Origin of the sequence: Vibrio rotiferianus CAIM 577 = LMG 21460, assembly GCF_002741985.1 — a bacterium.
In the GTDB taxonomy this organism is placed as follows: Bacteria; Pseudomonadota; Gammaproteobacteria; order Enterobacterales; family Vibrionaceae; genus Vibrio; species Vibrio rotiferianus.
In genome coordinates, this window is the sequence record NZ_APHW01000013.1 from 42,267 (window position 1) to 68,659 (window position 26,393).

A 26,393-nucleotide genomic window follows, 5' to 3' on the forward strand; every position below is an offset into this window, starting at 1 on the left:
TTGCCGAGGCTTTAATGTCACCGTTAATTCTTCATTAATGAGCGTTGGGGTAGTTTTGAACAAAGCGCTAACCCGCCAAGCATTAATCCAATCAACGCAAACAGTGCGTAATGAACAGATTGCAGACGTGATTCAGCCATTACTTCGATCACTATACGTTGCTCTTCCTTATCAACGATTAAGTGCTCCATTAGATCAATTGCCATTGCGTTTGATACGAATGGTAGAGAAGGTTGTTCAATAATGATTTGCTTAGTTTCTGCAGATAATGCTTCATGCTCCGCTACATTAGACTTGATTGCACCAGTCAGAGAAAACAGCATTACAGAGCCTAGAATCGCAACGCCAAATGCTTGACCAACGTTACGTGATGTAGCCTGAATACCGCCAGATTGCTGTGCTTCACGCTCACTCAGAGCTGATGTCACGACAATCGATGCCTGAGAAGCAAGTAGGCCAGCACCTGTACCAAAGATAGTCAGTGAAACATATTGCCAGAAGGTGATGCCATCAGCGGTGAAGCCAAAGAACATTAAACCAGTACCTGCAGCTGCAATGATAAAGCCTAGCTGACAGACTCTTTGGCAAGTTAGGTGAGCCAGTTTAGCTGGCGCACCGAGTGAACCGATCATCATGCCTAATGCGAAAGCACACAGTGCCATGCCTGATGAGAATGCGCTCATACCCGCAACAAGCTGCATGTAAGATACGTTGATAAAACCAGTTGCGCCAAATAGCAGGAAGATAGTTGCACATAGCACAAGGCCGACTACAACTTGAGGATTCTTACTGTATGAAGACGGCAGTAGTGGTGTGCCACCTTGTTCCTCGAAGCGACGTTCCCATACCATCAACGCTTTTAGAATGGCAGCGCCAAGTAGTACCGTTGGGATTGCTGGAGACATGCCAAGGATGGTGAAGTCTGTTAGTGGTGCCACTAGGCCCCATTCAGAAATCTTCAGTAGACCTGTAACAAAGCAAAGTAAACCAATACCAGCGAGTGCAATACCAACCGTATCTAGCTTGCCTTTGAAGGGGCTAGAATCAAGTGTTGGAAGTTTCATACTGCCAAACATAACTAGCAAGCAGTAGATGCCTAAACCAACAAACGCAACTCGGAAGCTCGCGACATCAAGAATAAAGCCAAACAGAAGCGGGGTTACAGCACTTGCAAGTCCGACCAAGGCAGCAATGGCCGAAAATGCAATGGCTTGGTCTTTGCCTTTATAAATGCCAGCGACGTTTGCGAGAACCGCAGGGATGAGCAAACAAGCACCCAAGCCAGCGCCAACACGCGCACCATAGTTTAGAACTTCCATATTCGGAGCAAAAGCAGCACCGAACGAAGCTACAGCAAGCATGCCGGCGCCAATAATCATTTGGCGTTTCCAGCCAATAATAAGGCCGATTAAGCCACCAGCAATCATACCTGCACCTGCAATAAGAGGATACATAGCGTTTGCCATTTGAATTTGTGGCATGGATGCGCCGTGCAAGGCGATTAGAGCATCGGTAGAGATAGCAAGGCCAGAGTTGTCAGCCATGGTAGAGAATTGTGCGGCGAGAAGAACAATTAAAGGAAACCATTTGGCTAGCCCTGTTTTCTCCTCAGGAGTAGGAATAGTAGAAGCGGATACCGTCATTGTAGATACCTTTTAGTTGAAGAGCCAAAAGCTCAAGTCGTTATAGTTATGAAATAATCTTCATCGCTATTTAACCTTGTGAGCCTATTTGCTCTCCAACCAAAAAAAGTATCTTTAGAACAAAAAAAATTGTATTTCTAAAATCGGAAGTAAAAAAACATAAAACCAAATTAACTATCTGATTTTCTAGTTAAAATGTAAGATACGTCCAAGCCGTTACTTTGTTCAACTTCGACAAATATTCTTCCTTCATCTAAATGCCAAGCGTTCAAGCGCAATAGGTTTCCACCTAGGGGAACATCTATTTTGGTGTTTTCGATAAATGCTTCTAATCCACGTACATGTCGGTTTTCAATATCGAAATGCGCACTCACGTGTTCTCGTTGTTGCAGCACCAAATTACCATCATATGTGTAGCTAAAGTCTTGGTATTTGTTATTAATCGAAAGCCGAATGTCATTATTATTGACGAGCATAAAAGCGCTGCTATCGATCTTTTTATCTCCAACATATATTGCACCTTCTCCTTGCCACCCTCCTTCATAAAGGCGGAAAGGGTCATTCAAATAGTGGTAGACCTGAGTTCCTAGAAAGCTTGATAGTCCGGCAATGACTGTAAGTAGAAACAGTGCTAAAAGTCGATTTTTTGGCATTCCAGAACCCCTGTTGTTTCAGAGCAAACTCTATAGAATGACTCATGTTTAGTTATGTATTTAGTGGACTCATTTTGTTTCACAGGCAAAGATGCGAGTTCTTGTTCTGTTGCATTAAAGAGTATCCAGTGTTTGCCATGTTGTTGACTGATACGATTGGGCTTAGAAACAAAAACGCCTGACGCAGAAAGTGCAAAAGAACCAATAGCGACAACAAGTATTGTGGTGACAGACTGTACTACGTTGGATCTTGGCTTGAGCGTATCCTCTTGTTGGTTATCATTTAGGACTCGTTCAGTTTGCTTTGGTTCTTCAACAATTGGTTTGCCGTAAGAATCTTCAATCTGTGGCGCAGCGGAAAGCACATAACCTTGCTTTGGAATGGTCCTTATGAGTGTTCTGTCTGCGTCTTGAAGTGAAAACCTTAGTGCTTTAACCGTTTGATTGATTGTTGCATTTGTCGCGTAAGAATCTTTCCAGAGCGTTTGTTCTATTGAACTGCGAGATAGCACATCAGGAAAGGTTTTGATTAACTCATAGAATAAGCTCGCTTCACGTGCTCGCAAGCGACTCAACTCTCCCTGATTATCAACCACAGCGGATGTTGGTGAGTAGTAGAGATCGCCCACCTTATAAATCGGTGGCTCAAGGCATAGTTTGGCCATTTAGTATTCTCAATGTCATTACGTCGATAAATATGCTAACTGGGTGCCGAGGTTTTTGATTTTGATCTACCGCAATAAATGAGCTGCATCGAAAATTGAAAGCTCAAAAATGAGATTTTAAACAGTAGTCGAGCATAAATAAGTGACAATTAATGAGAATTCCATTTGATGTATAAATGTGTTGCACGGAAAGATTTTTACTGTCTATTTTATGTTTGTCTGAATTCTCAGCGTGGTGCCTTCGTAATTAGGCTCTAGGGCAGGGCATCATTAAGAAACTATTTTTTTTTACTTATTGTTTTTTTATTTTGTTATCTAGCAAGGTGCAATTTATCTAGAGTGATTTGGAATTTGGTTTATGTCGACAATGACCATTATCCAATAACGCGCAATAGGTTTTTGACCATGACTAACTATAAGAAAATAACGCTAAGTAGTGCCCTGATCCTTTTTTCGTCTTATGCTCTGGCTGAGGAGCATATTACTCCGGAAGATGCACCAGATCCTGGTGACCATACAAAAGTATCCTCAGTGATTAATATCACTTACGGTAAGCAAAGCTTTAGGGAGCAGGATAATGACTTTGCCCAAATCCAAGGGCAAATGTCAGGAAAAAAAAGCAACGACAATCTCTTTCTGGGACAGCTAACCATTCAAGGGCAAGATAGAGGCAAGGTGGGCAGCGAAGACTTTAACTTGTCCCAAGTCCGGGCTCGTTACTTCGAGGTTAGCCATACTGACTGGCAGCACGCGCCTATGGTTGGTGTGTCTCTAGACTACATCGAAACCAGTTTTACTGACGCAATTTCGGATCGCTTGTTTGCTGTTGGTGGCTTGATTCGAGTTAACACCCCATTTAAAAACTGGCTGTCTTTCCCAATACTAGCTGGCGCTATCGGACAAAATAACAGTACTTATAGCCGATTAGGTATTACAGATGATTATACTTATGGGTTTCAGTTCAATTACTTAAACTCTATTTACCTACATGAAAATGGCACGCATGTTCAGGTAAACCCACAGTTTAGTTCACTTAATTTTGGCGGCAGTGTAGGGACGGTTAATCAGCTCCAACTCGATCTCGCGTTCCAAACACCTTTTACAGAAAACCGTAAGCACTGGGGAAAGGTTACCTACACTGAGTTTTTTGATGATACAGAACAGAGCTTTGGTCACAACAGGCAGGGCACAGAACTCAAGTTTACCTATAGCTACTATTTCTAGTAGAACCATTTAAATAGTTATCTAAGCGGCTCAATACAGCCGCTTTTTTCGTCTCACACCATCCTATCCCAAACTCACTTTTTTTCCACACTTCCACTGATAATTTATAGATCCAATCAAGAATTACGTTAACTGTTAGCTATACCTTTGGTTAACGTTTTGCTAAACACCATGGGCTTGTGCGTTGATATCAGTGGTTTCTAATTATTTGAATAGAGCAATCTGCACAGGTCACCTTTGGTTCATCAGATTTGAGATAACTAAATGAATAAAAGATCTGCACTAATACCGTTGTTTTTCCTATCAAGTATTGCTCATGCCTCGAGTGATTACGTTGTCGGTCAGTTAATCCCTGAAAAAAGTGTCGTTGTTAAAAGTGAGGTTGCAGGAGTCGTCGACTCTTATGTTTATGACAATGGCGATTTGGTGACTCAAGGCCAAGAGTTACTGTCTTTGTCGTCGCAAGACTATTCGTTGAGCTTAGAGCTTGCGAGAAACGAGCTTGAAGTAAGTCGCGCTGAGCTCGATATTCAAGAAAAGCAATTGAAGCGCTATCAGTCTCTATTAAAGAGCAAAGGCGTGTCCGCGAGTGATGTCGATAATCAAATTCGTGTGACCAACATTGGCCGAGCTCAATTTAATGTCAGCAACACCCAATACAAAATTGCCGCAAGGACGCTAGATAAAGCAACGCCAGATGCTCCATTTGATGGCGTAATTATTGATCGTTCTGTAGAGATGGGGCAGTTTATCTCGGTAGGCGATCCTCTATTTACTATCGCAGATATGGATAAGTTAAAGGTCAGTTTCCACCTTTTGGAAATTGATTTTAACAAGTTCACCAAGGGTGAAGCGGTGAAAGTCGAAGTCCCTTCGGTGAATAAGACGTTAGATGGAACGATTACCTTACTTTCGCCTGCGTTTAAAAACAGTGAACCAGGCTTCCTTGTTGAAGTCACCGTCCAAAACACTGAAGGCTTGCTGAACCCTGGCATGGAATCTTATGTCTATTTCAATGATGAGGAGGCGATGTGAACTTCTTCTTAGAACTACTCTCTCATCGTAAGTTTGCCTCTAAAATACTGACGATTTTGATCATCAGTGTCGGGGCGTTAACTGCGTACAACCTACCGCTGGCGGAAAAGCCGCGATTCGATCTAGGTAAAGGGAATATTGTTACCGTTTATCCCGGAGCAAGTGCTAAAGATATAGAGAGTAATATTACCAGTAAGATTGAAAAAGAGTTGCTTTCCATTTCAGGCTTAAAAGAGTTTACGTCTACCTCTGAAACTGGCATTTCAAACATCAGTGTGGTGCTGGATAGTAATGTTTCTGACCCCAATGCGGTTTACCAAGACATTCGAGATGCATTGGCACGCGTATCTGACTTGCCTTCGGGAGTGACTGAAGCGCCAACACTATCGATCAAAAAATCGTATAGTTTAGACTTTATGGTGGTGGGAATTTCAGGCGATGTTGGTTACAAAGCTCTGCGACAAAAAGCCAAAGATCTTGAGCTCGCGTTGCGCCGCGTTGAGGGGATAGGTGAGGTTTATACCGTTGATTTACGTGCTCCCGAATTTTTAATTCAGCTCGAACCGATCTCATTACGCCGATATGGCCTGACACTCGACCAAGTTGCAGCACTGATTGCCGAGCGTAACACTTTGATCAGTGGAGGACGTCTAGAGACGCTCAAGAACAATCCAGAATTAATGACATCGGCAGAGTTGGACAGTCTTGATGAGCTGAGAAACATGTTCATTTCATTCAGTCCCAATATCCAGCTAAAAGATGTCTCAGGTGTCATTGAGGATGGTTTTGAAAAAGGTGATGTTTACGGCTCGATAAATGGTAATAAGAGTATCCTATTTGATCTCAGGACCAATGAATCAGCCGATGTCATTAGTACTTCCAATGCGGTTAAAGCGTTGATTGATAGCCAGCAAAGCTTGCTAGGGGATAAGTACACAATCGCAATTGGTTCTGATTTGTCTGGAGATATTCAAGAAAAAGCGCGGATTGTAAAAGACAACGGTTTGGTAGGACTTGGTTTAGTACTGATTACTCTGGCGCTGTTCCTAGACCGAAGAATCGCGTTTTGGGTTGCGGTTTCCATTCCAGTTTGTATTTTTGGCACCTTAGCTTTACTTCCACCTTTTGGCCAAATCCTCGATGTGTTTACCATGTCGGCATTGATTTTAATCGTCGGCATCATTGTGGATGATGCTGTCGTTGTCAGTGATAAAATCGTCGCGTTAGTCGAAGAGGGATACCCTGTTGAAACCGCTGTAACTCAGGGGGTGAAGAGCGTATTTCCTGCTGTATTAGCAAGTATTCTTTCAACTATGATCGCGTTTGTGCCGTTGCTCTTTTTACCTGGGAACAGTGGTAAGCTCGTTTATGTTATTCCGCTTACCGTGATTGTGGCGCTATGTTTCTCATTCGTTGATGCACTGTTCTTTATTCCTGCTCACCTAAAAGGCATTTTAACCAAGCGCAACCAACTCAAAAAGAAAGCCTTCTTAGATTTAACGATCCTTAATAGATTGATTGAGTTTGTTATTCGCAATAGTAAGTTGGCGTTACCATGTATCACTGTTGTGATCCTGAGTTTAGGCGCAATTTCTTACAAGAGCTTGAGTTTTTTGTTCTTCCCTACGGATGGCGCGTATCTGATCGAGATAAGTGCTGAGTCGAATCCAGAACTGGATTTGGATGACGTTTGGCAAGAAACTCAAAAATTAGAGTCACTGATTAAAAATACGGAAGAAGTAAATTACTGGTACGGAGAGGTGAGTTCACCAAATAGCTATTGGGTTATCTCACTAACACCACCAAATAGTCGAACCCGAACGGCAGAACAAATCGTTGAGGAATGGGAAGAGAAAGCCACACAAATTACCGGTCTCGCCCAGATCGAATTTGACATTGATGGTGGTGGGCCACCAGTTGGACGCCCAGTTGATTTACGTGTTGTTGGCGGAACGGACGAAGGTCGTGAGAACTTAGCCAATGACTTAACGGCATATATTGATTCTCTGGACGGAACCAGTCGTGTGCGTCGTGATTTGAACGCACCTGCACCGCAGATCCAAGCAGAACTACAGCACCATTGGCTAAAATATTATGGCATTAGTGCGAACCAAGTAGGTGACATTATCAAGTTCGCGATTGATGGTCAGCGAGTGACTCGCATCTTTAACGGTGAGGAAGAAGTGTACTTCCGAGTCGCGTTAGAAGAGGATGATAAGTCACTTGAGGAGCTCAATAACCTGTTAGTTCGTGCGAGTGATAACAAGCTCGTGCCGCTGAGCGAGTTGGTTCGATGGAAAAATGCAGACTCAGAAGCTCAGATCAAGCACTTTAATGGTGAACGAGTTATCCGCGTGTCTTCAGGGGTAGATGCTACAGTCACAGACCCAGTGGCGGTGTTTGCTTTGGTACAACAAGAGTTTGCCAATAAAGAGTACGGCGGTGCATCGATCATCGCTACTGGTCAAATCCTTGAAACCCAGGAAGCACAACAAGGCTTTATCATTGCAATCAGCGTGGCGTTTATTGGCATCGCTCTGCTTCTCATCTTGTTGTTCGATAGGATGAGAGAGACGTTAATTGTCTTAACGGTGATTCCTTTTGGTATTGCGGGTGCGTTGTTCATTTTGTTCTTACACAATCAAGTTTTAAGTTTCTTCTCGATTATTGGGATGATCGCCTTGATTGGTATCATGGTGAATAACAGCTTAGTGTTGATCTGGCACTTTAAAGAACACGAATCGGATTGTAGTAAAAGCAACCTATTAGAGTTTGTGATTCAAGGGACTCAAAGTCGCGTTCGACCAATAACATTAACGACCATCACGACGGTTGCAGGTCTAATTCCTCTGGCGTATGGGTTTGGTGGTTATGACAATTACATGTCTCCAATGGCGTTAGTAGTAGGATGGGGCTGTGTTATCTCGATGATAGTGACCCTTACGGTTATTCCATCCATCTACCTTTGGACTCATCGTAATAACGGCGTGCAATCGCCTAATGAAATGGATGAGAAGACAAATGATGCGATACTGGTTAAGTAGCCATTAAAAGTAAAAGCCGAGCAAAACGCTCGGCTTTCTTTCGATTTGACTGTTACAAGTAACGACCAATCAAATGATCTTTAAAGTGCTTAGCGTTTAAGACTTCACCAGTTGCTTGTGTAACCAAATCATCAGTAGATAGCAGGCTTCCTTGGCTCCAAATATTGTCAGATAACCATGTGAAGATTGGTGACAGATCACCGGAGCGAATCGCGCCATCCACATCCACAGTTTTCTTCATAGCCGCCATAAACTGTGCTGCATACATTGCGCCTAGTGTGTATGACGGGAAATAGCCAAATGAACCATCGGTCCAGTGGATGTCTTGCATACAACCGTTTTTGAAGTTCCCTTCTGTTGATAGACCAAGATAAGACTTCATCTTTTCATTCCACAACTCTGGCACGTCGGTATGTTTGATCACGCCATTCATCAGGTCGCGCTCAATCTCGTAACGTAGGATGACGTGAGCTGGGTAGGTTAACTCGTCAGCGTCAACTCGGATAAAGCCTTTCTCTACGTGAGTGTAGATTTTTGATAAGTTATCTTGTGCAAACTCAGGGCCTTCAAAGTGGTTCGAAGCCAGACGTGCTAGGTGTTCAACAAATCCTTGGCTACGACCGACTTGCATCTCAAAGAACAGAGATTGAGACTCATGGATTCCCATTGAGCGTGCTTGACCTGCCATAGTGCCCGCTAGCGATTTAGGTAAACCTTGCTCGTAACGCGCGTGACCAGTTTCGTGCACGATACCCATTAGAGATTGAACAAATTCGCTCTCGTCATAACGCGTAGTAATTCGTACATCGGTTGGTACACCACCACAGAAAGGGTGAACACTTTCATCGAGACGGCCATGCTCAAAATCGAACTGCAAAAGCTTCATGACTTCTAGACCCAATGCCTTTTGCTTTTCAGCAGGGTAGTGGCCGTTAGGCAGTAGAATATTGTTCGACTTTTGTTTCTCGATAGCGTCATCGATTAGATTCGGTAGCCACGTTTTAACGTCTGCAAATAGAGCATCGAGTGAAGCGGAAGTTGTGCCAGGTTCATAAATATCTAGCATTGCATCGTAAGGCGTCGTGCCATTGGCTTCCGCTCGGATTTGTGCTTCTTCTTGAGAAAGTTTGACCACTTCTGCCCAGTTCTCTTCGAACCCCGCCCAGTCATTGTCACCACGCTGAGTACGCCAAGCGTGTTCACACTTTGAGCCCGCTAGGGACTGAGCTTGAACCAATGATTCTGGTAATAGGTTAGCCTGCTGCCAATCACGTTTCATTTCGCGAAGTACGGCTTGCTCTTTAGCAGATAGTGACTCTTCTTCTGCTTGAGCAAATAGGTCACCAAGGTGTGGCTGAGTCATTAAAGAGTGGATGTGGACTTCTAATTCTGCCACTGCATTAGATCGAGCTTCTGCACCGCCTGCGGGCATAACGGCTGCCTGATCCCAACCAACAATGGATGCTAAATGACCGAAGTTGAAGACTTTATTTGAATGTTCGACGAGTTTTTGAAATGCGCTCATGTGACTACTCTTTTGTATTTTCTTTCCTTAAACGCCCCAAAGGGGTCCTTGAACCTAGGGTTCCTTCTCTTGGTGCTGGATGCAGAACAGGATAAAGCATCAACAAATCACCGATAGCGAGATTATTTGAATTTACTATTTTTTAACAAATAATTCAGGTCTATTGTGCACAATTTCAGTAACTTGTATAGAGGTAGGATGCCTTTAGAAGGGGGGGGCAGTATGTGCGGTTAAGTACAACTAATACGTTAGTGTGGCTTAAATTCGTAATGAAACGGTTGGCTTGCTTTCTGAACGGCTTCTCTTCGGTTACTGACATTGAGCTTTTTGTACAGTTTATAAACGTGGGTCTTTACTGTGCTTTCAGCAACAAATAACTCTTCCGCGATTTGCAGGTTAGAATGGCCTTGAACGAGCCGATCAAGTATTTGCTTCTCACGTTTGGTTAATGTTGAGCTGATATCCTGCGAGTTCATTGCGTAAGGGCGAATGTCGCTGAGCATTTTTTCCATGACTTTTCTCGGTAGCCAGAGCTCTTGGTTTTCGACCGCTTGTATACAACGCGTTAAGTGCTCAATAGGAGCGTCTTCATAAAGCATTCCCTTGAGATTTAAACTCGCGGCGAGTTTAAGCTCAACGATACCATTAGGCACGTCGTAAACGATCAGGTCTGCCTCCGCCGTGCAGGCAGAAATAAAGCCATGATAATCATACTTTTCTAATTGTGCGTAGGATACCAACACAATGTCGAACGAGCCTTGGATAGTTAAGTGACTGAAATCATGAATGCTTTTCCTTGTGAACTTATACTTATTACTTTTCTCTATTTCGCGGCGTAAAAACTGATTCTGTATACAATGATCTCCAACCAAAAGAATACTGAGTCGGCCGCTGTTGTTTGCCCTACCGTGCATGACTAGCCCCAAAATAGTAATTTTGTCTTAGCACTTAATGTTAACAATATCACCATAGTTCACTGATATTGCCCTTGCCACTCTTTACTGTCTCATCATTGGGAATGCCTATGGTTGTTGTGAAAGAAGTGGCTCAATAGATATATCTAGAGTGTCGCTATACTTTCCTCCCGGTCTGTTGAACGTGTCACCAATGACAAAGTTAAGAGCAATGGGTAGCCCAGAAGTCATTTCACTTTTGTTCACTTGAGCCTCCAAAAGGTCTAAGTCAATCACTTGGCTATCAAACGAAAGTTGGTAGTCGATGTCCCATTGTCCATCATTCGATTGATGCCTTAACTTCCCTTGGTGGCTAGAAGTAACGGTAATTTGATAAGGGCTATTACTTTGAACCCATAAGTTGGGCGCATTACTGATCACTTTGTTTGAGTACAAGTTGCCCAAATCTAAGTCGTATTGCCTCTGAGTTAATCCATAAAATTGTATTTTTGCAATCGGGTTAACCGTGACATTCACCGTCGTTATTGCAGGTGATAGTGGTGTTTGGTTCAACATTGAAGAATAAGCTACAGCAAGCTGTAGTGTTCCGCTGTAGGAGCCTGCCGGGAGCCACTGCTTTGCTGGGTAACGCATTTGTATGATGGCCGAGGGCGATTGTTCTGTTAGTACAAATTGCCATTGGTTCGCAACGGACGTCCCGTTGCCGCCAGCCCATGTAAATGCAAGAGTTTGCTGGTTACTGCCTGTTAATGTCGTCGTTACGTCTTCCATTTGTAGTGACATCTCAACGTGACAATTTTCGCCTACAATATCTGCGGCAGCTTTATAAGAGTTGGTCATCGCATAAGGTCCATTGGCAAAGACATCATAGCTATAAGGCGTTGCAATAGGCTCAATGCTGAGAGAGTTTATTTGACAACCTACCACCGAATTGGATTGAAAGGCTGTAATTAGGGAAATCAGGTAAAAGGATGATCTAATCAACATAGAGCTCTCCCAGTCTTATCAGGACTTCTTTTTGTTCACTTAAATCAATGGTGACGGTTTGCTTTTCTTTAGTATCAAGTTCGAGTTTATAGCGCCCAGGTTTCAAGCCAGATATCGCAAACAAGCCATTTCTATTCGTAAAAAACTCAATTGGCAGCTGCTGTCCCGTTCCTAAGTAGCTTGCAGTTCCTGCCACAAGAGGGATGGGGCTGCCACTTTGTCTATCTAAAAGAGTGCCTATAACGGTTAAGACGGCATCGGAACCTATCTGAAGGGCGTACCCTTGTTTGTTTCCGGGATTGAGCCAAAAGGCACCTTCGCCAAGATCATAGCCGGGAGGAAGATCCTCTACGTCGTAACTAATCAGTTGTGTGTTGTAGGCGACCAGATCCGGGATTAATACGTTATGTTGGTTAGTGCTATAGACGCGGGCGTAATCACCATCTTTAGTTGGGTCTATCGCGATAGCGTTGTCTTCTAAGCTTGAATGCTTGCTTACAACCGCAAATGCTTCACGTACAGGGCGGCCAATCGTAACAGAGGTTCCTGCAAAGGCGAGGGCACTACCAATTTCGATTCTTGTGGAATGATTTCGTCTGTCCTCGTCTAGATCTTCAAGGCGTGAAGAGTGGTCCGCAATGAATTGATATCGATTTGCTGCATAGTTAATGCCGAGGTCGACGCTAGAATCTGTCTCTCTGTCGGTAACGACAGATGCAAAACCAGATACACCGCCAGTATTGCCAACGTTGTTTTGATAGGTGTAGTCGAGCGAAGCTTGATCGATTTCAGTAGAGTATCGGCCGACGACGCGAGACTGTTTGCTAAGCGGCCAACTCAGAGTTAGTGTTGTGTTGACTTCATCTGAGTCTACCTCATTATTCTGATAATTTACGCGAGCGCTCCAAGTAGCAGGTGTGCCAAAAAAAGGACCGGACAAGCTCGGGCTGACTGACCAATAATCATTGTTCTTGTCGAGACCAGAGCGATAGTTGAATGTCACTGCGGCTCTCAAACTATCGTAAATGTAAACAGCAGCAAAAGCTGACGCATAATGTGTGGTTAAATTTAATGGTGATTGGGTTGAGTCAAGGTCACTGACGCCAGAAAAATTCTCGGATTGATATTCGTAAACCAGGCTAAGTTGAGGCTGCCATGAATTGGTGTCGGAAAACTCCGCATCAAACGCCACTTTATAGGCGTGTCCATTGCCGAACTCTGGATGGTGGCTTTGGGACCCAGAAAGTTCGGTAATGCCAAGAGAATTCGCAAATAGAGCAGAAAAGCCATATTGATACAGCTTTTCTCTTGTCTGAGCGTTAACACCGAGTGTTAACCAGGGGGTTACACCAAAATCTAGGTAACCATGAGCGAGTCTTTGATCTGACAAATAATCTATGGCGCCATTGTCGAAAAATGAAGGCGCACCATACATCAGGCTATATTCAAACTCTCCGCTGTCCAATAAATCGTTACCTGTGGCAATCGAAAACTGGATGCGTTCTTGTTGACCCGATGAGTCAGTAATCACGAGTTCTACATCGTTCGTTCCTTGAGCCAAGGGGATGTCATTCAAGTTATAACTGCCTGCACCAAGCGTTAATCGTTGCACAACAATACCGTCAATCACAACGTCAACACTTGAGGTTCTTTGCAGCGTAAAAGACTGATTTGCTTTTGGTCGAACATTTCGGGTGGGGATAAGCGTAAAGTCTCGCGTAATGCCGAGCCCAAGAACGTCAGTGCCATCTTGAAAACTAGTGCCGGGATTGTACATGTCACCGACGACTAGCCTTGTTCCTTGGGTAGGGAAGTCGACATTGAGCCGCGTCCCTTCTCTATTGTATGTCGATTCTTTTTCAGAGCCATTTTCAAAGATGGACTCATACTCAATGTTAAGTAAACCGATGTTTAGGCCAGAATCTAGTCGAGAACTATAAAGGCTGGTTCTTGAGCTTTGCTCATCAAATGATTGGGTTTCATTTGCGTTTAGGAAAATGTTCAAATAACCACTGTAAAAGCTTGGCTCGATGTAATTGTAATGATCGTTATTATCGGACAACGAGATTTGCTGTGTGAGGCTTAGCTCATTTGGGACGGCGATGATGCACTCTAGGGTTGAAAGATCGAACTGTAAGCCCAGTCCGACTTTTTCAAAGTCAACTTGTGTGAGCGTTTCAAGGTTGTTTACTTCACGAAGCTTCTGGATGGCTTGCTGTGAAACTGAAGAAGATAATAGCTCTAGTGTGCTGTCTTTGGGTAATACAATGGAATCGTCTGCGGTGATGGTGATAGAAGCTTCACCGAGTACAGTATCACTGATCTTAACTAAAGAGACCAATTCGATATCCCTGCCAGTCGGGTTCAGAACGACTTCTCGACTATGGGAGACACTATTTGTTAGAAACAGTGAGAGTAGGGGTAGAAAGAAGAACTTCAATAATAAACTCAATTCATTGTTCTTTTCCATGATATAGACCGGCAGGTAAGGTTGAAGTTGACGGCAACTTTATTAATGAATGAGGAGGTAAGAATTGCTGCCCAATTTCGTTTTGCAGCAGATCATTTGCCTCAGAATTTAACTCACCAAAACGAACGAGTGATGAAAATGTGTATCGAGAGCCTCTATTTTGAAGTGTAATGGCACCGAGTTCATCAATATGGGCGTATACATTGGGCCTTAATGTTTGGTCGAACACGTGAACTAGCGCGTTATAATGTATATTTAAGTCAACGTCGGTTGTTACGTTATTGCTACGTTGAGCTTTTTCATTGTCTTTTACTTTAGCTTCACTAAATCGAATGAAATAACTCTCTGAATGATTAATAGGCTTATTCTTTAACCATTGTACTCGAAATGTTTGTTTTTTCCCCGGCATTAACATTGCTGCTGGTGGAAAAACTAAAATGTCTTCGTGATTGATATTATGAGTCGAGTATTTCCCATCTTCATTGAATACAATCTTTTTAACGGTCACTTCAATAGGTAATTTGATATTTGAGTTATTGGTGACAATCAACTGAGTATTGTTACTCTTGCTTGTATTCAGCTCTAAAACCGTAGGTGAAATAATAATGGCTAACGATGGGTAGCTCACGACTAATAGGAGAACGCCAAGTAGACTCATTATTCTCATTGTTATTCGTCCTGATCGATCTCGATTGATACCTTAGATGCATCAAATCCATCCAGCGGCTGCATGTCAAAATAGCGTGTCGAATGTGGTAACACTAATGTCCCCGCTATCAGCTTACTAATGTCGATGCCCTTGAGGTATTTAGAATGGTTTCCATCAGTTACTCGCCAGTTAGTTTTCGTTAATCTGCCATAACTGTCTCCAGTATTTTCGACTTCAACGATCCACTTGTTTTTCCCCTCTTGCACACTCTTAATATCAAGAGCTGGTGCTGTATTCTTTGGTCTCACATTGACAAGTGTATTGAACTGGAGCAGTAAACCAAGTTGACCGTTGTTGCCATCACCTCGTTTAACCTCTACTTGCTTAACGGCAATGCGATACGATTTTGATTGAGTGATCGATGGGTCGCCTAAGTATCGGATCATCACAGACTGGGAACGGCCAGGTTCAATAATGGCGGTTACGGGTATGACAAGTAACTCGTCATCCGCTGCTCGGATGGTTTCTTTTCCGTGCTCATCCATTGTCATAGAAAAAGGATAGAGCTCAACGGTGAGGGGCGCTCGGGAGGTGTTGTCTATACGCATGGACATCTGTGCTCGTTTGCCGAGAGGTTCCATTTCTGCAACCATAGGCTCGACTTTATAAGCGTGTGCATAAGAACAAACTAAAGATAGTACTACTAAATTTATCCAACGAGACATGTTGAGCTCCATCAAGTTCATCGGTGTTGCTGTTGTTATAGGGAGGCCCGTGCCTAAGCCTCCCATTGGGGGGGGAAGAATATCGATTAGTTTGATGTGATATTCACAGTTAACGTATCAGAGTAGCCGCCAGCCCAAGCCGCGGTTTCAGTCGTTGCTACCGTTAAGGTCGCGCCTACACCGCCTGCCAACGTTGATGAACCTGGGTAGGCTACATCTACCGATACATCATTAAGACCAGGACCACCAGGTGCATTCAAAACCAGAGGAGACAAACCGGTAGGAGTAAACGTAGCTGTGTATTCCAGCGCAAAGTCCTCATTATCATCAGATTCCAAACCACCTTCTGAGCTGGTTAGAGAAACAGTTGCACCATCAACATCATTACATTGCATACCCAGGTTGAGTGATACAGTTTGAATATTCGTTACATCGCCGAAATCAAGAAGTTGAGTAGCAAGCCCTGTAACTTCACAAACAGGTGAAACATAACCAACTAATTGAACATCGCCCGGTGCAGCATTGACCTGAGTACCAAATAAAGCAGTAATTGCTGCTGCGCAAATCGTTAGTTTTTTCATAAGAAGATTCCTTTAACTCAAGAGATAACATTCATGTTTAGCTCAAATCCTGCCGAGCTAGCTTTTCTGCGAAATTGCAGATTTCCTACTTCGTGACGTTATTTATTGATGGGTAGATATCAATTTCAATGACGTCTTTATAATAGCCTGCGTATAGCAAGCCATGCTCAAGCGTTACTCCTAGTTTCCCAATAGTGGAAAGAGGAATAGCGCCAAAACTGTCAATTTGTACTGGTGTGGTAATATCCTCACTGTTTAACTCTGTAGCGATATTTATTGAGCTAACATCCAAATTGATGGAATAATGAGTGAGGTTTACAAGTTCATTATCTTCGTGTTTAAGACCGCCGTATTTTGAACTAATAGTAAGCACTATTGGTTGGTTGCAATATATGTCAAAAGGTAGTGTTCTTGATATTTCATCAGAAAAGTCCATAGTGTCATTAGAACCAAAATTTACTTCACATTGATCACCGATATAGCCAGATATATTCATCGATAAGCTGTCAGCTTGGACATGTCCCAACATCCAAAACTGGGAAATCGTCAAATAAATCAAATTCGCTTTGAGTCGGCACATCTGACGTCCTTTGTGAATTAATACGTTTGAACTAACAAAACTATAAGTCTCCCTATGAATAATGAAGTAGTAAACAAGTTGGAAGCGATACATAAAAGTTGTAGATATAGTTGTAGTTTTGTATTTTTCTGGTGAATCAACTCAAGGTTGAGAGCAGGGGTAAGCAACTGATGCAGAGGCCGTTGCCATGGAAAATGGCCATTTTCATAGGTGGGGTAGAGCCTTTACATGCTGATTTATAAAAATGGACTTGCAGAACACACTGATTGGCGGTATTGATGGGTAATTCTCAATAACTCAATCAATGATATGGATATTTTAAATTTTGAGGCCTTTTTGGTTGCTATTACCATTTTGACCTTAACGCCTGGTTTGGATACTGCTTTGGTGATCCGTAATACCAGTCGCTCTGGACTAAAAGATGGTTGCACGACCAGTTTAGGGATTTGTTTTGGGCTGTTTGTGCACGCTTTTTTCTCAGCGGTTGGTATCTCTGCCATTCTTGCGCAATCTGCAGAGCTTTTCCAAACCGTTAAAATGATTGGTGCGGCGTACTTGATATGGCTGGGTCTAAGTAGTTTAAGAGCATTGATGAAGGCCAATGGTGGTATTGCAGTCTCAGAGCAAGTTCATCAGGCCTACAGTGGGAAACGATCTTTTCGAGAAGGTTTTCTTTCTAACGTATTGAATCCGAAAACTGCCGTATTTTATCTTGCGTTCTTGCCGCAGTTTGTGAACCCAGAAGGTTCGCCGTTGTTACAGTCGATGACGATGGCGATGATTCATTTTATGATTGCGATGGTTTGGCAGTGTGGTTTGGCCGGAGCACTTAATTCGGCGAAAAGCTTGCTGAAAAATGCGCGCTTTATGAAGTGGATGGAAGGGGCAACGGGTGCGGTATTAGTTGTTCTTGGTGTTAAGTTACTAGTAGAAAAGCCAGTCTAATGCGTTTACTTATTCAATTGATATTAATTCTCCTCCTTTTTCTGGCTGCGATGGTTGGCGCTGTCGCTTGGAAAGCCGTACCGCAGCTTCAATTTGAACAGAGAGACATGGACTGGCAGTGGCATTGGTCATACTTCCATCCGTTTTCAAATGGTATCCAACAAGCTAGAACACAAGACACAAAGCAGCTTTTACTAAGGCGCGTCTATCTAGAAGAGTCATTGGCTATTTATGTTATGACGACACTGGATAATAAGTTTGAAATTGATGTGGTCAAAGAGGAGAGCTGTAAGCCTGACTCTAGTATTTGGGCCATGGTATCGATTAACAACGAACCCGCATCCCATGTTCCTATGGTGTGTGACAGTAGCGGAGAAACCTACTTTCATCGTCATGTCAGACCTAAGCTTGTGTCGCTTGAGTTTGGTGTAGAAAAAGCAGTTATCAATGAAGACTTTAAGCAGTGGCCTATTGATGACATTAAAGTCGATCAGTTTAAACAACAGCACTCTTCATTTTTTGAAAAGCAAGGGGAAGAGGTCGAACACCAATGGTTGAGAGATTAGCAAAATAAAAAAGCCCGCTGAAATCAGCGGGCTTAAAGTTTCTAACTCGGTTTATGCTTTCACTGCATCAAAATCATCAGATTGAGAAGAGGATTTGAAGAACAGCTTTGTCTCTTCCAACACGACATGTCGTAGAGCAATCAAACCGATCAGGTTAGGGATTGCCATCAAACCATTCACAATATCAGCCAGCAGCCAAATCATGTCTAAGTGAAGGAAAGCTCCTGAAGCTACCAAACCAACAAAAATCAGTTTGTATGGCAGCACTGCTTTAGTACCGAACAGGAATACCACACAACGCTCACCGTAGTAGTTCCAACCAAGAATGGTGGTAAACGCGAAGAACATCAGGCCGATAGACACCAGCATTGGACCAAATGTCTCTGCGTTCAAGCCTACAGCAAATGCGTGCGTTGTCATCGCTGCACCAGAGAAGTCACTTTGCCAAGCGCCTGTAAGGATCAAAGCTAGACCTGTCATAGTACAAATGATGATGGTATCGAAGAAGGTACCAGTCATTGAAATCAGACCTTGTTTAACACAAGAATCGGTTTTCGCTGCCGCAGCTGCCATCGGTGCACTACCCAAACCAGATTCGTTTGAGAATACACCGCGAGCGATACCTGACTGGATGGCTAGCATAATGCTTGCACCCAAGAAACCACCTGTCGCTGCGGTTGAAGTGAAGGCAGACACCAACACCAACTCAACGGCGTTTAGCAATTGGTCAGCGTTCATGATGATCACGCTCAAACAAGCCAGTACGTAAAATACTGCCATTGCTGGAACCACTTTACCTGCAACACTCGCGATGGATTTAATACCACCCAAAGTGACAAACGCAACCAATAGAGTCAGGATGAAAGCAGCAAGTTCACGGTTTACACCGAGAGAAATTTCGCTGGCATCAAGAATCGCGTTCACTTGAGGGAAGGTACCGATACCAAAACACGCTACACCCAGTGCAAATACCGCAAACATGATCGCAAGCGCTTTCGAGCCAACACCATATTGTAGGTAGTACATAGGGCCACCAATCATTTGGCCTTTGTCGTCAACGCGACGGTATTTCACCGCAAGAAGACACTCCGCGTATTTGGTTGCCATTCCGAATAGAGCGGCAAGCCACATCCAGAATAGGGCACCAGGGCCACCAAGTTTGATTGCGGTAGCAACACCAACGATGTTACCTGTACCAATTGTTGCAGACAGCGCAGTACACAGCGCAGCAAAGCTAGAAACGTCACCCTGTTTATCAGATGACTTATCTTTACGAAATACCATCGCTAACGCAGTTGGTAGGTGCTTAAACTGGATCAAGCCTAGGCTAAAAGTGAAGTAAACACCGGTTCCCACAAGCAAAAGTAGCAGTGGTGGACCCCAGACAAAGTTATCAATGGTTTGAAGTAAAGATTGTAGGTCGTTCATGATTTCCCCTTAATAAAACAACTAATAAGGAGAAGAGGGAAAGGACGAGATCAAAGATCTCTAATAGAGCCAAGCTATTTAAATTAGGCGGGAACGCCAAATAGTTAGGTTGTTACTTTCCACTCCTCTGTCCTTTTGCCTGAGAGTTTCACCCTACACAAATGTGTAGGACTTGCTCCTTCGGCGACCGATTTAACGGTTCTCTCCAGAGGTTCCTCCAACTACAGTCCCCGCTACCTAAGTAGCACCTGAAATAGTTAATTCTTCGGCGAGTTACCCTAACTAAATGTTAAAATTTAGTTAATAACCACTCTCCTGCAGTCTTCATCGGAACATTTACTCAATCAAATGAGTAAAGGTTAGTTAATGATGCTGGTCACCATTAACGTGTGAACTCTATCATGTTTTGTTACCATTTCAACACCAAATGAAGATTTATTTTCAATACATTATGCGGATGTTGTGGCTTTGATTTCATAGGTTTGTCGATTAATTAAACAAATCACGTGCAATTGGGTTTATTCTTGGTGTGTATGGAAGGTCGGGGAAGGATTCTAGGGCGCGATGGGATTTCGATTGGCTGATGATATGTTGTTCACATTAGAACATTAATTTGATCAAAACGGGAGCAATCGCTTTAAATTCTACGCTATGTTGACCGTATGCTCCGTAGAAATAGGTTACAATGAGTTTTTGCGAGACTGTCTATGGAGTCAGATAGGTTCTCAGAGTTGGACAAGGAGGCAGTATGACCAGATTGTTAGCCATTGCAGTATTGGTGGCGTTAGCGTTTGTGTTATTTCGTTATCGTACCAATGAAAAAGTCCAAAAAGCGACCGTCATTACCTTGATTGGCGCATTCTTAATTTATACCGCATCAATCATGATTGCGGAACTCACTCGCTAGCAAATCAGTAGATCCCTTGGAGTAAGATACGGTGACTTCTCAGAACAATATTGAAGATCAAGACGAAGTAGTTGTCATTGAGGAGCGCGATAAGCGTACTCATATTTATATTGCGATTGCGGCAGTGTTGGGTTTGGCATTTGGTGGTTTAGCTGGCTCAGCAATGACAGCGAGCAAGTGGGAGTCCACGTATCAAGTGTTGGAAGAAAAGTACCAAGCACTGACACAAGACAAAACTGACTTGGTCTCTCAAGTAAAAACACGTGAAGCGAGCCTAGATCAAGAAGTTGATGCAAAAGTAGCGACACTGTTGGCAGAGAAAGAAGAAGCTCATAAAGCCGAATTAAAAGCACTTCAAGAACAGTTAACCGAAGTCGAAAAAGTGAATCTTGCACTTGAATCACAAGTGAAAGAGCAGAAAAACAAATTAAGCAGCACCAAGAATGAAAACGACAAGTTGAATCGCCAAGCCGATATGCAAGCGACGATGTTCGAGCGTTCTCGAGAGGTGTTCCGCAAAGAATTACAAATATCGCAAGAGCTTGAGTCTCTTGAGAAAGAGCGCGAAGCACTATTGCCTAAAATTGAGAAGCTAAAGAAAGAGTGTGATGTTTTCTTAGAAGGCAAATCTTGGGATGTGAAATCTGACGCCTGTGATAAGCACGATGAAGCAAACTCTCGTTTAAGCCAAGTTGACCAGCTTATTGAAGTCAATAAAATGGACTTAAAGCAGATTAAAGATATTACTGAAGACATGGGTTTATAGCACCATCGCTTCGGTAGTGACCACCTATTAAAAAGGAGCTCACTGAGCTCCTTTGTTGTATCTAATACCGTCTTAGTAAATAACCACTAATCAAAAATGTTAGCCTTGTTTTCAGACGTTTTTTCTGCGCTAACTCCAGCTACTTACTGTGATTGGGATAATTTTACGCTTTCCCTATTTTCATAAGCGTTAACCCTATCAGCCATTCAATAGTCTTATAACATGGTTGGCTGAGCTTATAAGCGACTAAGCTCTCTACCTGAGAGGTTAGCTCATAAACGTAAGGTTGATGATGTCTGCCTATCGTCATTTGGAAAGCGAGGCGCCATATCGCCAAGAACTGACCGTCTTCGAGAGCTTTCTGCCAACTCGCTATAAACACAGTCTCATTCTTTGAGAGATCTAACTTTTCAACCATCAGCTTGAGTAGGCGACCTTGCAGCGCACATGGAATATCTACTTTCTTTGCAAAGTGGTGGCTGATCCCCGTCCTCGATATCCCTGTCTGCTCACTCAACGTTGTGTAAGACATTTTCTCGTAACCAAGCGTTATCAATTGCTCTGTTGCAACATCGAGAATGGTGTTGATGGTGATTTGGGTATCTTCTTGTGTTCGGCGCGCCATAACTATTGCCAGTGTTGTGATTAAAAAAAGATACTACCACTTATCGTCCGCCATTCCATATCGGAAACCTAATATTGACGTTGTTCGCATGAGAAATGCGCATAACTGGCCATAAAAATAGCCAAGGTAACAACTTGTTTACATTTGCTTGTTGTGTGTAAATTGCTGATGGATATGATAATGCATTGATATAGCTCGCTTTCCGTATAATTGGCGTAAACGTTTGCTATTGCAAAATTGTGTGTAACATAAATTTTACAACTGCCGTTTAAAACTGCGTAAAGCCAGATTTCCACTCATGTATTCCAATTTTTCTCCTCCTGCGCCAAGTTAGAAATATCGAACGAGAACGCATGTTCAAATACAGCAATGACATAAGGAGAAAGTCATGGTGGACACCTACAACCCATTAGGAACGGATGGATTCGAATTTGTGGAATACACAGCGGCGAATAGCGAAGGCATTGAACAATTAAAAGCGCTGTTTGTATCGTTGGGTTTTGCAGAGATCGCAAAACACCGCTCTAAAGAGGCTTGGCTGTACCGACAAGGTGACATCAGCTTTATCGTTAACGCCCAGCCGCACAGTCAAGCAGAAGGCTTTGCTAAAGTTCACGGCCCATCGGTTTGTGGCATGGCATTTCGTGTGAAAGACGCGAACATCGCATTAAAGCAAGCGCTGGATAACGGTGGCGTTGAGTACAAAACTGAAATTGGTCCAATGGAGCTGAGCATTCCAGCGATATACGGTATTGGTGAAAGCCTTCTGTACTTCGTGGATCGTTACGGCAAGCAGAGTATTTACGATGTCGACTTCCGTTTCTATGACGATGCCGACGAGCGTTTAGCGAAAGCCGACGTTGGTATGTATGAAATTGACCATCTGACCCACAACGTAAAGCAAGGAAATATGGATGTGTGGTCAGGATTCTACGAGCGCATTGGTAACTTCCGCGAGATCCGCTATTTCGATATCGAAGGTAAACTGACCGGTCTTGTTAGCCGCGCAATGACCGCACCTTGTGGCAAGATCCGCATTCCAATCAATGAGTCTTCTGATGACAAATCGCAGATTGAAGAGTTCATTCGTGAATACAACGGTGAAGGTATTCAGCACATCGCGCTGACCACCGATGATATTTATCAAACCGTTCAAACGCTCCGTGATCGTGGAATGGAGTTTATGCCGACGCCAGACACCTACTATGAGAAAGTGGACGAGCGTGTGAAAGGGCACGGCGAAGATGTTAGCAAACTACGTGATTTACGAGTTTTAATAGACGGCGCGCCGACCAAAGATGGCATTTTGCTGCAAATCTTCACTCAGACTGTAATTGGCCCGGTGTTCTTTGAAATCATTCAACGTAAAGGCAATGAGGGCTTTGGTGAAGGTAATTTCAAGGCGCTGTTTGAATCGATTGAAGAAGACCAAATCCGCCGAGGAGTACTAAGCGATGCATAAATGGATCACATTCCCTCATCGGGAGGGAGTGTGCTCCAAGCAAGCACATGCTGATTTCCCGGAAGAGGCAATTTACGAACGTGAAGCAGGTCGAAGTGGATTCTTCGGCCCAGCAGCACATTTTCATCATCAACACGCACCGACAGGTTGGTCTGAGTGGGAGGGGGATTTACGTCCGCGCGCTTTCGATTTCAACCTAGTTGAAACGGCGAGCCAGATTTCGCCTTGGGCAGTGCCACACCTTCTACACAACGCAAACTGTAAGGTTCGCGTGTGGCGTATGGACGAGAATATGGACTTCTTGGTGCGTAACGCTGATGGTGATGAGCTGCTATTCATCCATCACGGAACGGCCGACCTTTATTGCGACTATGGTCATCTCAAAGTGAGTGAAGGGGATTACGTGATGATCCCGCGCTCGACCAGTTGGCGATTAGAGCCAAGTGAGCCAATGTTTGTTCTGATGATTGAAAACACCGATGCCGCTTATTCTTTGCCAGAAAAAGGCATGGTGGGCAATCATGCGGTGTTCGACCCGGCAGTACTGGAAACGCCTTCGATTAACGACGAATTTCGCGCGCAATACTCAGAAGAGCAAACACAGGTACAGGTGAAGCGTCACGATAAAGTCAGCGTCATTACTTATCCATTCAATCCACTTGATGCGATTGGTTGGCACGGTGACTTAGCGGTGGTGAAAGTGAACTGGCGTGATATTCGACCGTTGATGTCGCATCGTTATCATTTACCGCCTTCCGCACATACCACATTTGTTGGTGCTGGATTTGTGGTGTGTACGTTTGTGCCTCGTCCGATCGAAAGCGATCCTGGCGCATTGAAGGTGCCGTTCTATCATAATAATGACGATTATGATGAAGTCTTGTTTTACCACGCGGGGGACTTTTTCAGCCGCGACAACATTGAAGCAGGTATGGTGACTTTCCATCCGGCGGGCTTTACACACGGGCCACACCCGAAAGCGTTCAAAGCTGGTCAGGAATACAAGAAGAAGTTTACCGATGAGGTGGCAGTCATGATTGATACACGCCACGCGCTCGAGTTCTCTGATGAACTCGATAAGGTTGAAAACAAAGAATACGTCTATAGCTGGCAAGAGAAGTAAGGGGCAAGGATGAAATTAGCAACCAAGAAAAATGGCACTCGCGATGGTCTGTTGATGGTCGTGAGCAAAGACCTAACAGTATGCATGCCTGCAACCGAAATATTCCATGCAATGCACCTTGCGCCAACCATGCAAGTGGCATTGGATAATTGGGATAGAGTTGCGCCACAACTTGAAGAGCTTTATAGCGCATTAAATAGCGGTGACGTATCGGGATGCGAAGAGTTTGAATCCCACTATTTAGAGTCACCACTGCCTCGCGCATATCAATGGGCAGACGGCAGTGCGTACGTCAATCACGTCGAGCTAGTGCGTAAAGCGCGTGGAGCAGAAATGCCGGAAAGCTTTTGGGCTGATCCTCTTATGTATCAAGGTGGTTCAGATGCGTTTATTGGCCCTTGTGACAACATTGAATTTGCTAGTGATGAATGGGGTATCGATTTCGAAGGAGAAGTCGCGGTTATCACAGGTGATGTTCCGATGGGAGCAAGCATTGCCGAAGCGCAAGAATCGATTCGTCTCATCATGTTGGTCAATGATGTTTCGTTACGCGGTTTGATCCCAGCAGAGCTCGCCAAAGGTTTTGGCTTCTTCCAATCAAAACCGTCATCGGCGTTTTCTCCTGTTGCAGTAACGCCAGATGAGCTGGGTGAAGCATGGTATGAGAACAAAGTGCATCTGCCGCTTGTTTCAACCTACAACAATGCCCCATTTGGTTGCCCGAATGCAGGCATAGATATGACGTTTGATTTCGCTGATTTGATTGTCCATGCCTGCAAAACACGTCCACTTTCTGCTGGGGCGATCATTGGTTCTGGTACGGTATCGAACAAGCAGGGTACCGAGCATGGTACCTCTATCGAAGAAGGTGGTGTGGGCTACTCGTGTATTGCAGAGGTGCGAATGATTGAAACCATTCGTGATGGTAAGCCATCGACACGGTTTATGTCGTTTGGTGACGCAATCAAGCTAGAGATGTTTGACGCAGATGGTAACTCGATCTTTGGTGCGATTGATCAGCAAGTCAGCCAATACCTAAAACACTAACAGTGAGAGGTAAGGAAGCGATGAGCGATAACATCACCCTCTATGGCTATTGGCGTTCTTCGGCGGCTTATCGAGTTCGTATTTGTTTAAACTTGAAAGCCTTGGGTTACAAGTCAAAATCGGTTCATTTGGTACGTAATGGCGGTGAGCAGCACAGTGCGGAATATCATGAGTTAAACGCCTCTGAACTCGTGCCAGTGCTGGTGGATGGTGATGTTCAGTTAAATCAGTCTCTTGCCATCATTCAGTATCTTGATGAGCAGTATCCTCAAGTACCAGTGATTCCAGAGCAATCGCCGCTGAGATACCAAGTATTAGCAATGGCTCAAGATATCGCGATGGAAATTCACCCTCTTAACAACTTGCGCGTGTTGCAGTATCTAGAAGGGGCGCTATCTTGTGACCAAGAGACAAAAATCGAATGGATTCATCATTGGGTAAATCAAGGCTTTACAGCATTGGAAGAGAAGCTAACTCAGCATCGACAACAACATGGAAACTGTACCTACAGTGTGACTGACGTTCCCTCTGTTATTGATATGTGCTTAGTGCCGCAAGTATACAATGCGTTGCGATTTTGCGTGGACATGACACCTTATCCAGTGATCAATTCGATTGTAGAGGCGTGTAATCAACTGCCAGCGTTTATTGATGCCATGCCTGAGAATCAAGCCGACGCAAATAGCTAACACTTTCTTTGTACCTTAACGATTAACAAACGGGCTCCAGTTGAGCCCGTTTATATTCTTGTTTGATTAACGCAAGTCGTCCGCTACTGTTATTATTACCCCGCAATTTTTATCAGTTTTGTTGCTCTGCTGTAGTTTTC

At 43.8% G+C, this 26,393-nt stretch carries 24 protein-coding genes and 1 riboswitch; of the genes, 11 read left to right on the plus strand and 13 right to left on the minus strand.

Annotated elements, in window-relative coordinates:
• Positions 1–23: 23 nt before the first annotated feature.
• The 3 genes from B853_RS05770 to B853_RS05780 all read right to left on the minus strand — a co-directional run bounded on the left by B853_RS05770 (position 24) and on the right by B853_RS05780 (position 2,961).
• Positions 24–1,643, minus strand: coding sequence for an MFS transporter (locus tag B853_RS05770; RefSeq protein WP_038885321.1), 1,620 nt, complete (start codon positions 1,641–1,643; stop codon positions 24–26).
• A gap of 170 nt (positions 1,644–1,813) precedes the next feature.
• Entirely contained in the window at positions 1,814–2,296 is a 483-nt protein-coding gene (locus tag B853_RS05775; RefSeq protein WP_038887141.1) for a hypothetical protein, read from the minus strand.
• Positions 2,275–2,961: a winged helix-turn-helix domain-containing protein gene (locus B853_RS05780; protein WP_038887143.1), complete on the minus strand. Its 687-nt coding sequence runs from the start codon at positions 2,959–2,961 to the stop codon at positions 2,275–2,277. The genes B853_RS05775 and B853_RS05780 overlap by 22 nt, the downstream gene beginning before the upstream one ends.
• A 405-nt stretch (positions 2,962–3,366) precedes the next feature.
• Between B853_RS05780 and B853_RS05785 the strand changes: the two genes are divergently transcribed.
• From B853_RS05785 to B853_RS05795, 3 genes are all read left to right on the plus strand, one after another.
• A complete protein-coding gene (locus tag B853_RS05785; RefSeq protein ID WP_038887145.1) occupies positions 3,367–4,185 on the plus strand; it encodes a hypothetical protein in 819 nt (272 codons plus the stop codon).
• Positions 4,186–4,449: 264 nt separating this feature from the next.
• Positions 4,450–5,220 carry an efflux RND transporter periplasmic adaptor subunit gene (locus B853_RS05790; protein WP_038887147.1) on the plus strand — a complete coding sequence of 257 codons (771 nt, stop codon included), beginning with the start codon at positions 4,450–4,452 and terminating at the stop codon, positions 5,218–5,220.
• Positions 5,217–8,264, plus strand: coding sequence for an efflux RND transporter permease subunit (locus tag B853_RS05795; protein ID WP_038887148.1), 3,048 nt, complete (start codon positions 5,217–5,219; stop codon positions 8,262–8,264). Before B853_RS05790 ends, B853_RS05795 begins: the two co-directional genes overlap by 4 nt.
• 52 nt (positions 8,265–8,316) lie before the next feature.
• On the opposite strand, the gene B853_RS05800 is transcribed toward B853_RS05795, so the two are convergent.
• From B853_RS05800 to B853_RS26370, 8 genes are all read right to left on the minus strand, one after another.
• A complete protein-coding gene (locus tag B853_RS05800) occupies positions 8,317–9,789 on the minus strand; it encodes a carboxypeptidase M32 (RefSeq protein ID WP_038887150.1) in 1,473 nt (490 codons plus the stop codon).
• Positions 9,790–10,037: 248 nt separating this feature from the next.
• The gene (locus B853_RS05805; protein WP_038887152.1) at positions 10,038–10,703 is read right to left on the minus strand and encodes a LuxR C-terminal-related transcriptional regulator; all 666 of its coding nucleotides are present in this window, start codon (positions 10,701–10,703) and stop codon (positions 10,038–10,040) included.
• A gap of 108 nt (positions 10,704–10,811) precedes the next feature.
• Complete coding sequence (locus tag B853_RS05810; RefSeq protein WP_038887154.1) at positions 10,812–11,690, minus strand: hypothetical protein; 879 nt, start codon at positions 11,688–11,690, stop codon at positions 10,812–10,814.
• The gene (locus tag B853_RS05815; protein ID WP_038887155.1) at positions 11,680–14,160 is read right to left on the minus strand and encodes a fimbria/pilus outer membrane usher protein; all 2,481 of its coding nucleotides are present in this window, start codon (positions 14,158–14,160) and stop codon (positions 11,680–11,682) included. The genes B853_RS05810 and B853_RS05815 overlap by 11 nt, the downstream gene beginning before the upstream one ends.
• Positions 14,144–14,818 (minus strand): fimbria/pilus periplasmic chaperone, encoded by a 675-nt coding sequence (locus B853_RS05820; protein WP_227741940.1) that lies wholly within the window; start codon positions 14,816–14,818, stop codon positions 14,144–14,146. Before B853_RS05820 ends, B853_RS05815 begins: the two co-directional genes overlap by 17 nt.
• A gap of 11 nt (positions 14,819–14,829) precedes the next feature.
• Positions 14,830–15,534 (minus strand): fimbrial biogenesis chaperone, encoded by a 705-nt coding sequence (locus B853_RS05825; protein WP_050569006.1) that lies wholly within the window; start codon positions 15,532–15,534, stop codon positions 14,830–14,832.
• 86 nt (positions 15,535–15,620) lie between these two features.
• A complete protein-coding gene (locus tag B853_RS05830; RefSeq protein WP_010447818.1) occupies positions 15,621–16,115 on the minus strand; it encodes a hypothetical protein in 495 nt (164 codons plus the stop codon).
• A gap of 85 nt (positions 16,116–16,200) precedes the next feature.
• Positions 16,201–16,695 carry a hypothetical protein gene (locus B853_RS26370; RefSeq protein WP_038887158.1) on the minus strand — a complete coding sequence of 165 codons (495 nt, stop codon included), beginning with the start codon at positions 16,693–16,695 and terminating at the stop codon, positions 16,201–16,203.
• Positions 16,696–17,004: 309 nt separating this feature from the next.
• On the opposite strand from B853_RS26370, the gene B853_RS05840 reads away from it, so the two are divergent.
• Both B853_RS05840 and B853_RS05845 read left to right on the plus strand, forming a co-directional pair.
• Complete coding sequence (locus tag B853_RS05840) at positions 17,005–17,640, plus strand: LysE family translocator (protein WP_010447822.1); 636 nt, start codon at positions 17,005–17,007, stop codon at positions 17,638–17,640.
• Positions 17,640–18,206, plus strand: coding sequence for a hypothetical protein (locus tag B853_RS05845; RefSeq protein WP_038887160.1), 567 nt, complete (start codon positions 17,640–17,642; stop codon positions 18,204–18,206). Before B853_RS05840 ends, B853_RS05845 begins: the two co-directional genes overlap by 1 nt.
• 51 nt (positions 18,207–18,257) lie before the next feature.
• Here B853_RS05845 and B853_RS05850 read toward each other — a convergent pair whose 3' ends face one another.
• Positions 18,258–19,634: an alanine/glycine:cation symporter family protein gene (locus tag B853_RS05850; protein WP_010447826.1), complete on the minus strand. Its 1,377-nt coding sequence runs from the start codon at positions 19,632–19,634 to the stop codon at positions 18,258–18,260.
• Positions 19,635–19,751: 117 nt separating this feature from the next.
• A riboswitch (glycine riboswitch) is annotated at positions 19,752–19,853 on the minus strand.
• Between the two features lie 529 nt (positions 19,854–20,382).
• Between B853_RS05850 and B853_RS05855 the strand changes: the two genes are divergently transcribed.
• A complete protein-coding gene (locus B853_RS05855; protein ID WP_010447828.1) occupies positions 20,383–20,541 on the plus strand; it encodes a hypothetical protein in 159 nt (52 codons plus the stop codon).
• A gap of 31 nt (positions 20,542–20,572) precedes the next feature.
• On the plus strand, positions 20,573–21,307 hold the full coding sequence (locus tag B853_RS05860) for a hypothetical protein (protein WP_010447830.1): 735 nt from the start codon (positions 20,573–20,575) through the stop codon (positions 21,305–21,307).
• A gap of 163 nt (positions 21,308–21,470) precedes the next feature.
• On the opposite strand, the gene B853_RS05865 is transcribed toward B853_RS05860, so the two are convergent.
• On the minus strand, positions 21,471–21,932 hold the full coding sequence (locus B853_RS05865; RefSeq protein ID WP_038887163.1) for a TetR family transcriptional regulator: 462 nt from the start codon (positions 21,930–21,932) through the stop codon (positions 21,471–21,473).
• Positions 21,933–22,320: 388 nt separating this feature from the next.
• Between B853_RS05865 and hppD the strand changes: the two genes are divergently transcribed.
• From hppD to maiA, 4 genes are read left to right on the plus strand one after another with little or no spacing between them, the layout of a single operon-like run.
• Positions 22,321–23,394: a 4-hydroxyphenylpyruvate dioxygenase gene (gene hppD / locus B853_RS05870; RefSeq protein WP_038887165.1), complete on the plus strand. Its 1,074-nt coding sequence runs from the start codon at positions 22,321–22,323 to the stop codon at positions 23,392–23,394.
• Positions 23,387–24,517, plus strand: coding sequence for a homogentisate 1,2-dioxygenase (locus B853_RS05875; protein ID WP_038887166.1), 1,131 nt, complete (start codon positions 23,387–23,389; stop codon positions 24,515–24,517). Before hppD ends, B853_RS05875 begins: the two co-directional genes overlap by 8 nt.
• 9 nt (positions 24,518–24,526) lie before the next feature.
• A complete protein-coding gene (locus tag B853_RS05880) occupies positions 24,527–25,564 on the plus strand; it encodes a fumarylacetoacetate hydrolase family protein (RefSeq protein WP_038887169.1) in 1,038 nt (345 codons plus the stop codon).
• A gap of 20 nt (positions 25,565–25,584) precedes the next feature.
• On the plus strand, positions 25,585–26,253 hold the full coding sequence (gene maiA, locus B853_RS05885) for a maleylacetoacetate isomerase (RefSeq protein ID WP_038887171.1): 669 nt from the start codon (positions 25,585–25,587) through the stop codon (positions 26,251–26,253).
• Positions 26,254–26,393 lie beyond the last annotated feature (140 nt).